The organism is Microcystis sp. LE19-84.1B, assembly GCF_027531875.1.
Lineage (GTDB): Bacteria > Cyanobacteriota > Cyanobacteriia > Cyanobacteriales > Microcystaceae > Microcystis > Microcystis panniformis.
On record NZ_JAPZSR010000140.1, the window covers coordinates 1 to 13,050 of the forward strand.

The following is a 13,050-nucleotide window of genomic DNA, read 5'->3' on the forward strand; positions in this document are numbered from 1 at the left end:
ACCTAAATCTGTCTGAATCTTTTTGTTGGGTTTCCTTGGGTTTATGGTTGGGTTTCCTTACGTCTAGTTTCGTAGGTTGGGTTGAGCGAATAAATATGTTAAAGAAAACCTCTCAATTCTAAGGGAAAGCGAAACCCAACAGGCAACACCTAAATCCGTCTGAATCTTTTTGTTGGGTTTCCTTGGGTGTATTGTTGGGTTTCGTGCCTCAACCCAACCTTGTATGATGATTAGCGGCTAATTCATCGGTAATAAGAGACTCCGCCGCTCTTTGAAGGCTTGAAATAGCCAAATCTGGAAGCCTTTGTCAAACCTGAGCTTATTTTTTCGAGAAATTACTGCATTTTTAACATCCATTCTACCGCACGTTCATACAGTTCTAAATTACCGGTTTTTATCAAAGCATTAGCGGCTTTTTGCAAATAGTTAAGGCTCGCTACTCGACTACTAGGATTTTTATCATCGTAGGTGGCAAGCGCCAAATTATAATAAGCTTCGCCATAATTTGGCTGATAAGTAATTGCTAATTGATAATCAGCGATCGCTTCCTTCTTATCGCCTATTTTTTCCTTAACTAAACCTCGATTATAGTAAGCTTCAGCATAGTTAGACTGGAGAGAAATAGCCATATTTAAATCCTCCAAAGCACCGGTATTATTTCCCAAATCAAAGCGAATAACTCCCCGGTTATTATAGGCAATTGGGTTATTGGAATTCAAGCTAATTGCCTTATCTAAATCCTCTAAAGCACCTTCCTTATCCCCAGTTTGTCGTCGAATAATACCACGATTATTATAGGCGATCGGATTCTCCGATATTCTCGGTGTTACTTGTACATTATCGGGAATAGTAGCGGTATCAGTGCGTGCATTTCCCCGATTACTATACGCTGTCACATCGATAGGATTAATGCTCAAAGATTGCAGATAATCTGTAATCGCTCCTTGATCATCTCCCACGTCAGTGCGACTATTCCCACGACTATAGAAAATTCTCGCATCACGGACTTTTTGTAGAAATACATTATAATCCTCGATCGCTCCCTGTTTATCCCCTTTTTCAAAACGCGCATTGGCCCGTTTATGATAACCTTCTGGATCGTTAGGATAGGCCACTATATAAGTAGTATAATCTCTTTCGGCCGCGGCAAAATTTTTCAAGGCAAAATAAGCATCTCCCCGCGCTTGAGCGTGACAAAAGACGTTATAATTAGGACGAAAATCGGGTTCTCTGGAGTCATAAAAATAATTTCTGTCGGCAGATTCTCGGATATTTTCGCTACAGACAGAGCGAGAAGTAAAACTAGGTGTATTAATCCGATCATCTTGGGCTAAGGCATTATTATAATTATCTACTGCCTCCTGATAACGCCCCAATTTATACAGCACTAACCCCCGATGATAGTGAGCGGCTGCATCATGATGATTTCGTGCCACTGCCGCAGTAAAATCCTCTAAAGCTCCTGCGTATTCTTGATATTTATTGGCTCGCATTAACCCCCGATATACATAGGCTTTTGCGTCTTGGGGTTGCAGATAAATTGCTTGGTTATAATCTTGAATTGCCCCTTGATTATTGTTGAGTCTTAGGTGAGCATAACCCCGTTTAAGAAATGCTCTAGAATGGGGAATTTTATCGTAGTTGGGATTAATACGGATGACAAGTGCTAGATCTTTGATGGCTCCATTATAATACTCGATCGCTGTTTGATATCCTGACAGGGAATTAGAAGATAAATTGGCTAATTCGACTTCCTCGTCAGCGATTTCAAGTTGTACTCTGGCACGGTTTTGATAACTGCTAGGAGCATTCTTGGCTAAAAATAGTTTGGGTGAGCATTTTAAAACGATTTTATAATCCTTAAAAGCCTCTCGTTTTCCCCCTATCTTTTCTAAAGCTATAGCCCGATTATAATAGCCTTCAATTAGATCGGGTTTGTATAAAATAGCCAGATCATAATCTTTGATAGCCTCTGCATAATTTCCCCACTGAGAGTATAGCTGTCCTCGATGATAATAGCCGCGATAATCTTCAGTTTCATAACCAATGAAACGCTGGTAATAATCTAAAGCCAAGGATTGATGATTGAGCAAAGATGCAATAATTGCTAGGTTAAAGTAAACTTCGCTTTGATTGGGATTATATTTAAAGGCTTGCTGAAAATCTGAGCGGGCAGCTTCTAATAATTTTAGCTGATGCTGATCCTTGATTCGGCTTTCTCGCTCAATCAAGGGTGTTTCTTCCTCAATAACAGGGATTTCCTCAACTATAGGGTTTTTTTCCTCAATAACAGGGATTTCCTCGGCTATAGGGTTTTTTTCTCCCGCAATCACCATGGCTAACTTTAACACACCTCTTTGATAATAGGCTTGAGCTAGTAACTGTCGATCTTTGAAGGCGGGAGCATTATAATTACTATACCAAATGTATTGACTGAAATCATCGATCGCACCGTTTCGATCGTTGATTTTTTCTCGGGCCATTCCCCGTTGAAGATAAAGTTTAATCGTACCCAGATCGCTAGGATAGACTCGCAGAGTGGCTGAATAATTAGCAATTTCTCTTTTAAGAGCATTTGTATCAACTTCTTCCCTAGAAATAACGGGACATTGTAGGTTTTCTACTGCTTTAACTGAGCTAACTTCTAAACCCAATAATTCCCAAAACAACAGGGGAGACAATAAAAGTATTTTTCTAAAAAGCTTGACATTTAAACTATTTTGTGCGGGGGAGGTAATGGCTTGCGCTGTCAGGGTTTTAGTGATTAAGGATTGTTGTGGCATGATGATTAAAAAAATTTGCCCTAAATATAATTTGGTAATTTAATTATAACTGAACTTCTCCCGTATGAATATATTAGCCATGGCTAAAAGTCTTACAGAGCCTATGCTAAAGCTGGGTAATTTTAATGTACTAATGAGAATGAACGTCTGAAATCCTTATTTTCCTGAGAAGCGCCATGGAGTAAGGGTATCGTTGGGCAGCTTAAATAATACACTTGTTCTGCCTAGTCTGGCTACGCTCGCTGCCGGTCGGCACTTAAGGGCAAGGTTTCCACTTTCCCCGACTGGCTCCTGAATCCTCACCCCACCAAGAAACATTTTCAGCCAACCCTATTTAAGAGCCAATTTTAAAGGCTTCTAGAAATAAACTATAGGTGATACCAATTTTGAGTAAATTGAAAGATTCTCGCAGAATCGGTGCAGGTTTAGCCTGAGAACTTTTTCGGTAAACAATCCGGCTAATCGCCTCCGTAAACAGCAGCAATAAACCAGCAGCCGTGACATCCCATTGAGCAGTTTGACCAGCAGTGGTGACAATTGCTTGACCAGAAAAAACTCCAAATAAAACACAAATTATCTGTAGGGAAATCCGTCGCCAAGGATTACCAAAAAAGCGATTAAATCGACTGCTGGTGACATTAGCCAGCGTACTTAAACGGGTGCGTTGCATGGCCATATTTATTTAGAAGTAATACGGTTAAGAAGCCACAAAGAAGTAACAATACCAGTAAAGTGAGCGAGAATTGTATTAGTATTGGCCTGCACAATTAACAGGTCAACAGAATTAACAAACTGACTGGGGTTAGAGGCAACATTAAAAGTACCTTGAGGAACATTGAGGGATTTAATTAAGACAATTCCCGCTAACGCTTGCGCTCCCAAAATCGTTAAAAACATCCCGATAATATTAGCGATTAAACCCTGACGGATTAACTGAATAGTATCGGATTTTTTCGGGCGACTATCTTGATCACCTCTCAACATTTGACGGGCAATTTTCATGTAACGAGAAGAAAAGAAAATGGCAACCACCAAGAAACAAGCCCCACCAATGGCACACAAAACACCGATTTCAATGCCAGAAGTGCGTTGTCTCGTCCCTAATAAACTAGCGGTAGCAATGAGTAATAAAACCCCCGAAATTACGCCCAGGACAATCTGCGTCCAAAAACCGATTCTTCCCTGACGTAAAAGGATATTAGCAGCCCGTTGGACGGCGGGAGGCAAGGAATAAAGATCAGAATCTCTAGGGGTGGATATATTGGTAATTTCTGATTGTTTGTCTCTCATCGGGGTTAAGCTAGGGATTGGGTACATCTGGTCTTGATCTATTTTCGTCTTTTTTTTTGCCCATGGCTAGAGATTTAATAAACCTCTGGCATAATTAATTTTTCAGGGTTCAAAGACGGCAAAAATGATGATTAAATGGTCTAAAATCTGTAAATAGACCATTTAATTGATTGTTATTCATTCTTAATTCTCCTGACTACTGGCTACTGACTCCTAACCCTAACAACAATTTTTGATTTTTACAAGCGGTCTAATTTTGACACTGACTGGCTATCTGTTTAGCTTCCACCTGTAAACGCTGGGCCATGCGAAACATTTCTTGGCCGGTGTGGAGAGAGCGATCATCGTAGTTAAGGGTAAAGGTTTCCAATTCTTCGAGTCCGTCAGTGAGATGATTGAGACAGTAGTAAAGAGAAGCGGCCACTTTGGCCATTTTGGCAGGGTTAGGCCGTTGGCAAAAGAGGGTTTTAGCTCGATCGAGATTTTGGCGACAGGTTTCTAGATAGTCTTGAAAAACAGCCATCAACTGATCATCGAAGGGATCGGCGGATAGGTGATCGATCTGACCTTTGAGAGGTCGGATAATTTGACCGATCAGGCGATTAATCGGGCTATAGGTCTGGTTATACCACTGTTTGACTAGGACTTCGTCTTCCTGGACTGCTTCTTTGTAACGATGGTAATTTGCCTGGGCGGTGGCAGTGCGTTGGACGCGGGGAGAATTGGCGATTATTTGGTTATCGTAGTCCTTTCTTAGTCTCGGATCGCTTAAAATCTCGTAGGCGGCGTTAATAGCGACGATTTTATCGTGACTGGCACTATCGTTTTGACTATCGGGATGGAATTGTCTGGCTAAACGCCGATAGGCCCGTTTAATCTCGTCAGGGGTCGATTTATGGCTGATTTCTAAGGTCTGGTAGTGGTTGCCGGTCATGAGCGCAAGCGATCGATCTGTCTTTTATTATTATCGACCATGGTTAACGCGGCGGAGAAGGAGAATTGTCAGTGATCAGTGATCACTGATCACTGATTTAGACAAAAGGATTGATTTCAGGGATATCCTCGAGCGAGGGTAAGTCTATTGGGCCCGATCGCTCTTGTCTAAGATAATAGGGACAATGAAGCTGACAATCGGGACGATGGGGAAAATCAACTAAATCATTTTCGTATGCTGATAGATAGCGATCGAGATCCTTCAATAAACGGCGTAAATCCCGCCCTGTCTGTTGGTGTAGTTTCCGATTATAGTTAAAAGTAATTTGTTCGGGGCTGCGGGGCAACTGCACAAACCAATAGGTCATCGATAAACTATCAAGAGGATAAGCAGAAGTTTCTCCCAAAACATACAGATAAAGTCTCGTCTGCCAATTTTTGGCTAGTTTGTCGGCATCGATCGGTTTTAAGTAGGTTTTCCAGTCAAAAATTACCGCTCGATCGCTCTCTAATAAAATTAAATCATAGATAACCGTTAATAAATAATTACCCACAGTTAAACTGCGACAATGTTCCGCTTCTCGATTGGTTTCTCCCGGATTTTGGGCAATTGCTGGGGCAGCTTTTAATAGGGCCGTTAAACAATGTTCTAACTGTTCATTTTCCCGTAATAGAGGCGCAATCGGCAGCCCTAATTCCCGCTGCTGTAATAATAGGTGAAACTGACTGCCCCATTCTTGCCGCTGCAATTGCCCAGGGTCAGCTGGTGTGTTAAGTTCCTCTAGATAGACTTTTTGAAATCTCGGTGGACAGGTTTCCAATAGGTTTAAATGACCTTGGGCAAGACGGTAGATCTTAGGCATAATAGGATTATCGTGAATAAAACAGCAGTTAGCCTATTATCGAGAAAACGGGTTTCTTTGAGAAACTATTTAGAAACCCGTTTTCTTGCAATAAATGTTAATCTCTGTTACAGGGGTCTTGAAAAATTGGCACTTGTTAGGCTAAAACTGTTAAAAATAAACTTTTGCAGTTAACGTCATGACTTCTACTCTTTTGCCGATTCTTCCTGCTGTTGACGATATTTTATTCAATTTCGCTCAATCTGATGGCTTTTGGGCGAATTTAGAAACTGCTTTTGGCAGAAATTATGATGTGGTTAAGGCGACAGAATTTAATGAGAAAACGGGTTTCTCTGAGAAACTCTTTGAGAAACCCGTTTTCTTTGAGAAACCCGTTTTCTTGTCCTTTGAGAAACCCGTTTTCTTGTAATAAATGTTAATTTTTGTTACAGGGGTCTTGAAAAATTCGGGATTGTTGGGCTAAAACTGTTAGCAATAAACCTCTGCTGTTAATGTCATGACTCCTACTCTTTTGCCCCTCCTTCCTTCTGTGTATGATGTTTTGTTCAATTTCGCTCAATCTGATGGTTTTTGGGCGAATTTAGAAACTGCTTTTGGCACAAGTTATGATGTGGTTAAGGCGACGCAATTACGACAACAGTGGCAAAGTCGAAATTTCAGTCAACTTCCCCCAATTGAGGTACTCAGTGATGAGGTTTTGGGGACAGCAAATGGTGCATATTCCAGCAGTAAGAATAAGATTTATCTATCAGCATCTTTTTTAAATACGGCTTCCTCAGCATCGATAATTAACGTAATTTTAGAAGAAATTGGGCATTATGTGGATGCTCAAGTTAATCAGGTGGATAGCGCGGGAGATGAAGGAGAATATTTCGCAGCATTAGTTCGCAGAGTAGATTTAACAGCGCAAGAATTAGCAAGAATTACAACTGAAAATGACTTTGCCAATATTACAATCACAGGCAATGATAATGATGTTCCTGTAGAAAAATCTGCACCAATCATTTTAACCGTTAATACGACCGCCGATCAAAATGATGGAACCACTACTGGTGGATTGTCATTACGAGATGCGATTTTAATAGCCAATGCAGACACTACCAATGACTATATTATTGAATTACAAGGGGGGAAAACCTATTTTCTCACTCAATTAGAGGATGATTTGTGGGAGAATAAAGCCAAAACTGGTGATTTGGATATTTTACCAGGTGGTAAAGTCACGATTAAAAGTTTGGGTACAAGTCAGGCTGTTATTGATGGCAGTGGTTTAGGTAGTGGATTTGGTAAGGGTAATCGCATTTTTCATGTCTTAGCTAACAGCAATTTTTCCTTAGATAAAGTAACTATTACGAAATCAGCAGTAGGAGGTATTCTTGTTGAGGAAAATGCTTTAGCTAATATTAGCAATAGCATAATTACTCAAAATGTTTACGTTGCCATGTCCGGTGGTAGTGCATCACAAAGGGGTGGAGGTATTAGAAATTTCGGTAATACTATTATTCAATCAAGCACGATAAATCAAAACTTAAGTGGATATGGTGGTGGTATTTATAACGAAGGATCACTAACTATAAACGATAGCACCATTAATGAAAATAGCTCTACTTATGATGGAGGGGGTATTTATAGCGTTTCCTGTTCGCAAGAGGTACACTATCGATGTTGAAAAGCTTAATTAGCAAAGGTTTAAGTGTGCCACACAGGGGTGAGAACCGCTATATTCTAGCGGAACATTAACAGTAACTAATAGTGTTGTCAACAGTAACAAGGCTGGATTTAATGGAGGTGGCTTTTATAATGGAGGCACAGCTAATATTTCTAAAACTACTTTCAACAATAACAATGATACTGGTATTTATAATACTGGATCATTAACGCTCACTGATGGTTCAATCAATAGCAATCTCAGCGTAGGATTAGAAAATGAGGGGACTACTACCGTTACTGGAACCTCAATTAATAGCAATAAAGGGAATGGGATTGAAAATAGTAATATACTTAACATTAGTCGGGCTACCATCAATCAAAATGGAGAATATGGTTTATATAACTCACCTGATCTCTTTGGTAGGCGTAGGGTGCGTTAGGCGGCTATCAATTCCGTCAAAAAACCAAAATTAACAAGCCGCCGTAACGCACCAACTCTATTATTAAATCGGTGCGTTACGCTATCGCGCTTTACACCTAAGAGTAAGCGGACAACTCAAATGAACCCAACAACCGCCAATTATGATGAACCCTGGAAAGAAGCATTAAGTCACCTAGAAAACGGGTTTCTTCAAGAAACTATTGAGAAACCCGTTTTCTTTGAGAAACCCGTTTTCTTTGAGAAACCCGTTTTCTGGACTTTAAGACAAAAAAACGTTTCGCTGACAAACTCTATAAAGTCTGGTTACTCAGTGGAGAAGAAGTCTGGATATTGCATCGTTGTTTTCAGCTAATAGTTTCTGAATTTATTTCTTCTTATTTTCGACTAACTCTTGCTCAAATTTTGGCTGACTTTTTTGAGATTTTTGACCACTTATGCTCGCCAGCAAAAACAAATGATAAGAGCTTTGTTTTGATTTGTAAATAACACCATAAGGTTGGCTGATATAATCGATTAATTCATCCATGTTTCAATAAATCTTTGCTTTCAACCACCCGATCACTTCATTTGTCTGGTCATCTGTTAAATATCCGATCGAGCCTTTATATCCTATTCTAATTCCTTCTATTTATTTTAAATATATTTCGACCGTAATATATAAAAGATTGCTTGACACAGAGTATTCTGCTGATTTCTTCACAGGTTTTACTTTCGAGAGACATCTACATCTTTACTGAGAGCGCTCGTTTCAGTTCTCTTGAATCCATTACACTTTTTATAAATAGCTCTAATTCAGCTATTTGTGATTCCTTGCTTTGCTGCTCCAATCTTGTGTAATTCATTTTGTATTTGGTATAATGGCTCTTCTCGACTTTGTGTGATAATTTTTGCTTATGGAATCGTGAAATGCTTATCGGGCAAGACTTTTAGGGCTATTTTGCGGATATTCTATCAGTATAGACCTCGTTTCCACACAGAAACCAGAAGAGCCGCGATGCAACTTCCCCACCCTTCTAGGTGTGCGGGTGGGGACTGACGCGGAATTGTTCACCCTAATTTTGGTAAACCCATACTATAGTTCTGGACTCTGGCATTGAGATTATAGCTAATTTCGCCTTTTTGCAGGAGAGAACGGATAAAATGTTCTAGATCTGAACCGATGCGACGGAGATTATATTCGCTCAGTTCTTCCCCATTGTAGGACTCTACCAATTCATCAAACTTACTATAAACCTTATTGAGAGCCACTTCTTCCCAATTAAATTCATTATCGGGATCCACATCAAGAGTCAAGACATGGTTACTCTCGATTAATTGATTATTTTTTACTTCAGCCGTATAAATGCGAATATGACGGGTCGTGGATTTTAACAGCATGGAATCTTCAGGGTAAGTTAGACGCTATGTCTAAGATTTTGCCATGATTTGCGGCAATGGGGAAATGGGGAAATGGGGTGTGGGAAGTGGGGAAGTGGGGAAATGGGGAAGTGGGGAAGTGGGGAAATGGGGTGTGGGAAGTGGGGAAGTTGTCTCATCACCCCAAAACCCTATCACCCTATCACCCTATCACCCTATCACCCTATCACCCTATCACCCTATCTCCTGTCTCCCGAACAATGTTTACGGATCGACCAGAAACGTGATACTATAATAGATTGCAGTATTTAAGCAGAGATCACGAGTCCTATGGCCTTAACCCAGACCAAAAAACAAGAACTAATCAGCCAATATCAGTCCCACGAAACCGATACAGGATCATCGGAGTTACAGGTAGCTTTCTTAACCGAGAGAATCAACCAACTGACCGAACACCTGAAAGCTAACCCAAAAGACCACGCTTCCCGCCGGGGATTACTCCAGATGATCGGTCGTCGTCGGGGACTGTTAACCTATATCCAGAAGAAAGATCAACAACGTTATCAAACCCTGATTGGTCGTCTCGGAATTCGCCGTTAAGCTTACCCCCCTTGCATCCCTACCATGGCCTCTGAATCGAAATCGACGGAGAAAAAAGAACGTCTCCCCTTTGAGCCGCGCCAAAATAAGCGAAAAACCCCGAAAATTGCCCCTAGTCCCGTGCCACCGCCGATAAAAAATCGCTCCGAGGAAACCAGCTTAAAGGCAATTCCGCAAGCGGTCAGTCAACGGATGGCCAAACGGATGGCGGTATTTTGCGGCATTCCGACAGTATTGGGGATAACTTCCTTTTTTGGCTTCTACTGGATTATTAGCCACAATCTTCTCGAAATCCCTTCCTACGTCGCCATGCTCGTCAGTTTAAGCCTGTTTGGTCTAGGTTTTATCGGTCTGAGTTATGGCATCTTCTCCGCTTCTTGGGATGAGGATCGGGTGGGGGATTGGCTAGGATGGCAAGAATTTCAAGCTAATTTTGGTAGAACGATCGCCGCTTGGCGGTCCGGCAAAAAAGAAGTGGAAGAAAAATAGATAACCTCTAGAAATCGTCAACAATAGAGATTAAAGGAAACAATAAAAGGTTAATGCCATGATTGTTGTCATGAAAGTTGGTTCCCCGGAAATTGAAATCGAGCGCGTCGGTGCCGAATTCGAGGCATGGGGATTAAGTCCCGAGAAAATCGTCGGTAAGCATAAAGTTGTCATCGGTTTAGTCGGAGAAACCAGGGAATTAGACCCCCTACAAATCCAAGAATTAAGCCCTTGGATCGAAACCGTCCTACGAGTCGAACAACCCTTCAAACGCGCCTGTTTAGAATACCGTCACGGGGAATACAGCGAGGTTTTAGTCCCTACTCCTAACGGTGTTATCCCCATCGGCAGAAATCATCCCGTTAGCATTGTCGCCGGCCCCTGTTCGGTGGAAAATGAGGCCATGATCGTGGAAACTGCCAAACGAGTGGCGGCAGCCGGAGCGCAATTCCTCCGGGGGGGTGCCTACAAACCCCGCACTTCTCCATACGCTTTCCAAGGTCACGGGGAAAGCGCTTTGGAATTACTAGCGGCGGCTAGAGATGCCAGTGGTTTGGGTATTATCACGGAAGTAATGGACGCGGCGGATCTCCCTAAGATTGTCGAAATAGCCGACGTGGTGCAAGTGGGGGCGCGCAATATGCAGAATTTTTCCCTCCTGAAAAAAGTTGGGGCGCAACCGAAACCAGTCCTACTCAAGCGCGGCATGGCGGCCACTATTGAAGATTGGCTGATGGCGGCAGAATATATCCTCGCCGCAGGAAATAGCAATGTCATTCTCTGCGAACGCGGTATCCGCACCTTTGACAGTAAATATACTCGCAATACCCTAGATTTATCCTGTATTCCCGTTTTAAGAACTTTAACCCACCTGCCGATCATGATCGATCCTAGCCACGGTACGGGTAAATGGGAATATGTACCGACCATGGCCATGGCTTCCCTGGCAGCTGGGGCCGATTCCTTGATGATTGAGGTACATCCTAACCCGGCGAAGGCCCTATCTGATGGGCCGCAATCCTTGACTCCGGACCGATTCGATCGATTAACTCGGGAGTTAGCGGTCATTGGTAAGGCGATCGGGCGTTGGCCCCAAGTTCCGGCACTGGTTTGATAAGATACAAAGGGGGTGAATCAACCCCCTTTTTTGGGCATAAATTTCGCTGTTTTCGGGGCAGTTATGGTGACAGTTCCTCTAGAGTTAAATACTAGCGAAATCCGGGCAGAAAGACGGGTTACTTTTTATCATCTCAGTTGGTTATCCTATCAGCAAATTTTACAGGCGCTAGGGGAAAATAATCGCGCCCATTTATTTTATGATCGTGGCACTTTAGAAATTACTATGCCCCTAGAAGAACACGAGTTTTATCGAGAATTAATCGGATTATTTATTCGGATTTTGGTGGTAGAATTGGGTTTAAAAATTAAAAGTATGGGTTCCACAACTCTAGTTAGGGAAGATTTAGAACGAGGAGCAGAACCTGACAATGCCTACTACATTCAAAATCAAGCTAAAGTGCTGGGGAAAAGGATTAATTTAACTGAAGATCCGCCCCCAGATTTAGTGGTGGAAGTGGATATAACCCATACGGATATTAATAAATTAGCACTTTATGCCCGTTTGGGAGTGCCGGAATTATGGCGTTTTAATGGACAAATCTGGCGCATTTATCGGTTAGAAAAGGGGGTTTATCAGGAAGGGGAATTTAGTCCCACTTTTCCCCTAGTTCCCAAAACTAAACTCTATGAATTTTTAGCCACTGCTAAAGAGGATGAAGTGAGGGCAGAAAAGAATTTAAGAGCATGGGTTGTTAGTCAACTAGCTAAAAGTTGAGGTAATTATGGTGACAGTTCCTCTAGAGTTAAATACTGAGCAAATTAGGGGCGAAAAACGGGTTACTTTTTATCATCTCAGTTGGTTATCCTATCAGCAAATTTTACAGGCAATAGGAGAAAATAATTGCGCCCATTTATTTTATGATCGTGGCACTTTAGAGATTACTATGCCCCTAGAAGAACACGAGTTTTATCGGGAATTAATCGGACGTTTTATCTATTTTTTGGTGTCCGAATTGGGTTTAAAAATTAAAAGTATGGGTTCCACAACTCTAGCTAGGGAAGATTTAGAACGAGGAGCAGAACCCGATAATGCCTACTATATTCAAAATCAAGCTAAAGTGCTGGGAAAAAGGATTAATTTAACTGAAGATCCGCCCCCAGATTTAGTGGTGGAAGTGGATATTACCCACACGGATATTAATAAATTAGCACTTTATGCCCGTTTGGGAGTGCCGGAATTATGGCGTTTTAATGGACAAATCTGGCGCATTTATCGGTTAGACAAGGGGGTTTATCAGGAAGGAGAATTTAGTCCGACTTTTCCCCTAGTTCCGAAAACTAAACTCTATGAATTTTTAGCCACTGCTAAAGAGGATGAAGTGAGGGCAGAAAAGAATTTAAGAGCATGGCTTGTTAGTCAACTAGCTAAAAATAATTAACCAGAGCAGTTTTTGATGTAATTAAGTACCTAAGCAAAATTAATTACACATATCTAACTAGAGCTTGCTGAATAAATCTAAAAACCTTGTTGGGTAAGACTTTTAGACCTTTTGTCAATCAAAAAATACTGGATATAGGAGTGATC

General features: G+C 41.4%; 15 protein-coding genes and 1 pseudogene. 9 read left to right on the plus strand and 7 right to left on the minus strand.

Annotated elements, in window-relative coordinates; all coding sequences use genetic code 11:
* Positions 1 to 335 precede the first annotated feature (335 nt).
* The 5 genes from O9324_RS08680 to O9324_RS08700 all read right to left on the minus strand — a co-directional run bounded on the left by O9324_RS08680 (position 336) and on the right by O9324_RS08700 (position 5,869).
* Positions 336 to 2,783 carry a tetratricopeptide repeat protein gene (locus O9324_RS08680; RefSeq protein ID WP_287627743.1) on the minus strand — a complete coding sequence of 816 codons (2,448 nt, stop codon included), beginning with the start codon at positions 2,781 to 2,783 and terminating at the stop codon, positions 336 to 338.
* A gap of 334 nt (positions 2,784 to 3,117) precedes the next feature.
* A complete protein-coding gene (locus O9324_RS08685; protein ID WP_002768596.1) occupies positions 3,118 to 3,459 on the minus strand; it encodes a DUF565 domain-containing protein in 342 nt (113 codons plus the stop codon).
* A gap of 2 nt (positions 3,460 to 3,461) precedes the next feature.
* Positions 3,462 to 4,073: a DUF3611 family protein gene (locus O9324_RS08690; protein WP_002768594.1), complete on the minus strand. Its 612-nt coding sequence runs from the start codon at positions 4,071 to 4,073 to the stop codon at positions 3,462 to 3,464.
* 250 nt (positions 4,074 to 4,323) lie between these two features.
* The gene (locus tag O9324_RS08695; RefSeq protein WP_287627745.1) at positions 4,324 to 5,007 is read right to left on the minus strand and encodes a J domain-containing protein; all 684 of its coding nucleotides are present in this window, start codon (positions 5,005 to 5,007) and stop codon (positions 4,324 to 4,326) included.
* A 97-nt stretch (positions 5,008 to 5,104) separates the two neighbouring features.
* Positions 5,105 to 5,869 carry a PD-(D/E)XK nuclease family protein gene (locus tag O9324_RS08700; protein WP_002768591.1) on the minus strand — a complete coding sequence of 255 codons (765 nt, stop codon included), beginning with the start codon at positions 5,867 to 5,869 and terminating at the stop codon, positions 5,105 to 5,107.
* Positions 5,870 to 6,047: 178 nt separating this feature from the next.
* Between O9324_RS08700 and O9324_RS08705 the strand changes: the two genes are divergently transcribed.
* From O9324_RS08705 to O9324_RS08715, 3 genes and pseudogenes are all read left to right on the plus strand, one after another.
* Positions 6,048 to 6,278: a hypothetical protein gene (locus O9324_RS08705; protein WP_288139970.1), complete on the plus strand. Its 231-nt coding sequence runs from the start codon at positions 6,048 to 6,050 to the stop codon at positions 6,276 to 6,278.
* 87 nt (positions 6,279 to 6,365) lie between these two features.
* Positions 6,366 to 6,756 (plus strand): annotated as a pseudogene (locus tag O9324_RS08710) (hypothetical protein); the annotation flags it as partial.
* Between the two features lie 1,323 nt (positions 6,757 to 8,079).
* Positions 8,080 to 8,313, plus strand: coding sequence for a hypothetical protein (locus tag O9324_RS08715; RefSeq protein WP_002763025.1), 234 nt, complete (start codon positions 8,080 to 8,082; stop codon positions 8,311 to 8,313).
* 12 nt (positions 8,314 to 8,325) lie between these two features.
* On the opposite strand, the gene O9324_RS08720 is transcribed toward O9324_RS08715, so the two are convergent.
* Together O9324_RS08720 and O9324_RS08725 are read right to left on the minus strand one after the other, a co-directional pair.
* Positions 8,326 to 8,487: a hypothetical protein gene (locus O9324_RS08720; RefSeq protein WP_288139985.1), complete on the minus strand. Its 162-nt coding sequence runs from the start codon at positions 8,485 to 8,487 to the stop codon at positions 8,326 to 8,328.
* A 521-nt stretch (positions 8,488 to 9,008) separates the two neighbouring features.
* Positions 9,009 to 9,338, minus strand: a complete 330-nt coding sequence (locus tag O9324_RS08725; protein WP_002768583.1) for an NAD(P)H-quinone oxidoreductase subunit M — start codon at positions 9,336 to 9,338, stop codon at positions 9,009 to 9,011.
* A 56-nt stretch (positions 9,339 to 9,394) separates the two neighbouring features.
* Here O9324_RS08725 and O9324_RS08730 point away from each other — a divergent pair, with 56 nt between their 5' ends.
* The 6 genes from O9324_RS08730 (at position 9,395) to O9324_RS08755 (ending at position 12,904) form a co-directional block, all read left to right on the plus strand.
* Positions 9,395 to 9,604 carry a hypothetical protein gene (locus O9324_RS08730; protein WP_288139971.1) on the plus strand — a complete coding sequence of 70 codons (210 nt, stop codon included), beginning with the start codon at positions 9,395 to 9,397 and terminating at the stop codon, positions 9,602 to 9,604.
* Positions 9,605 to 9,647: 43 nt separating this feature from the next.
* Positions 9,648 to 9,917 carry a 30S ribosomal protein S15 gene (rpsO, locus tag O9324_RS08735; RefSeq protein ID WP_002741886.1) on the plus strand — a complete coding sequence of 90 codons (270 nt, stop codon included), beginning with the start codon at positions 9,648 to 9,650 and terminating at the stop codon, positions 9,915 to 9,917.
* A gap of 24 nt (positions 9,918 to 9,941) precedes the next feature.
* Positions 9,942 to 10,406, plus strand: a complete 465-nt coding sequence (locus O9324_RS08740; RefSeq protein ID WP_002738795.1) for a PAM68 family protein — start codon at positions 9,942 to 9,944, stop codon at positions 10,404 to 10,406.
* 58 nt (positions 10,407 to 10,464) lie between these two features.
* Positions 10,465 to 11,520 carry a 3-deoxy-7-phosphoheptulonate synthase gene (aroF, locus tag O9324_RS08745; RefSeq protein ID WP_002768581.1) on the plus strand — a complete coding sequence of 352 codons (1,056 nt, stop codon included), beginning with the start codon at positions 10,465 to 10,467 and terminating at the stop codon, positions 11,518 to 11,520.
* Positions 11,521 to 11,586: 66 nt separating this feature from the next.
* Complete coding sequence (locus O9324_RS08750) at positions 11,587 to 12,240, plus strand: Uma2 family endonuclease (protein ID WP_353851696.1); 654 nt, start codon at positions 11,587 to 11,589, stop codon at positions 12,238 to 12,240.
* Between the two features lie 7 nt (positions 12,241 to 12,247).
* A complete protein-coding gene (locus O9324_RS08755; protein WP_288139973.1) occupies positions 12,248 to 12,904 on the plus strand; it encodes a Uma2 family endonuclease in 657 nt (218 codons plus the stop codon).
* Positions 12,905 to 13,050 lie beyond the last annotated feature (146 nt).

Coding starts and splice junctions, on each gene's coding strand:
- O9324_RS08720 (WP_288139985.1), bottom strand. CDS start 8,487: ATGGATGAATTAATCGATTATATCAGCCAACCTTATGGTGTTATTTAC.
- O9324_RS08725 (WP_002768583.1), bottom strand. CDS start 9,338: ATGCTGTTAAAATCCACGACCCGTCATATTCGCATTTATACGGCTGAA.
- O9324_RS08700 (WP_002768591.1), bottom strand. CDS start 5,869: ATGCCTAAGATCTACCGTCTTGCCCAAGGTCATTTAAACCTATTGGAA.
- aroF (WP_002768581.1), top strand. CDS start 10,465: ATGATTGTTGTCATGAAAGTTGGTTCCCCGGAAATTGAAATCGAGCGC.
- O9324_RS08750 (WP_353851696.1), top strand. CDS start 11,587: ATGGTGACAGTTCCTCTAGAGTTAAATACTAGCGAAATCCGGGCAGAA.
- O9324_RS08705 (WP_288139970.1), top strand. CDS start 6,048: ATGACTTCTACTCTTTTGCCGATTCTTCCTGCTGTTGACGATATTTTA.
- O9324_RS08695 (WP_287627745.1), bottom strand. CDS start 5,007: ATGACCGGCAACCACTACCAGACCTTAGAAATCAGCCATAAATCGACC.
- O9324_RS08740 (WP_002738795.1), top strand. CDS start 9,942: ATGGCCTCTGAATCGAAATCGACGGAGAAAAAAGAACGTCTCCCCTTT.
- O9324_RS08680 (WP_287627743.1), bottom strand. CDS start 2,783: ATGCCACAACAATCCTTAATCACTAAAACCCTGACAGCGCAAGCCATT.
- O9324_RS08715 (WP_002763025.1), top strand. CDS start 8,080: ATGAACCCAACAACCGCCAATTATGATGAACCCTGGAAAGAAGCATTA.
- O9324_RS08690 (WP_002768594.1), bottom strand. CDS start 4,073: ATGAGAGACAAACAATCAGAAATTACCAATATATCCACCCCTAGAGAT.
- rpsO (WP_002741886.1), top strand. CDS start 9,648: ATGGCCTTAACCCAGACCAAAAAACAAGAACTAATCAGCCAATATCAG.
- O9324_RS08685 (WP_002768596.1), bottom strand. CDS start 3,459: ATGGCCATGCAACGCACCCGTTTAAGTACGCTGGCTAATGTCACCAGC.
- O9324_RS08730 (WP_288139971.1), top strand. CDS start 9,395: ATGGGGAAATGGGGAAATGGGGTGTGGGAAGTGGGGAAGTGGGGAAAT.
- O9324_RS08755 (WP_288139973.1), top strand. CDS start 12,248: ATGGTGACAGTTCCTCTAGAGTTAAATACTGAGCAAATTAGGGGCGAA.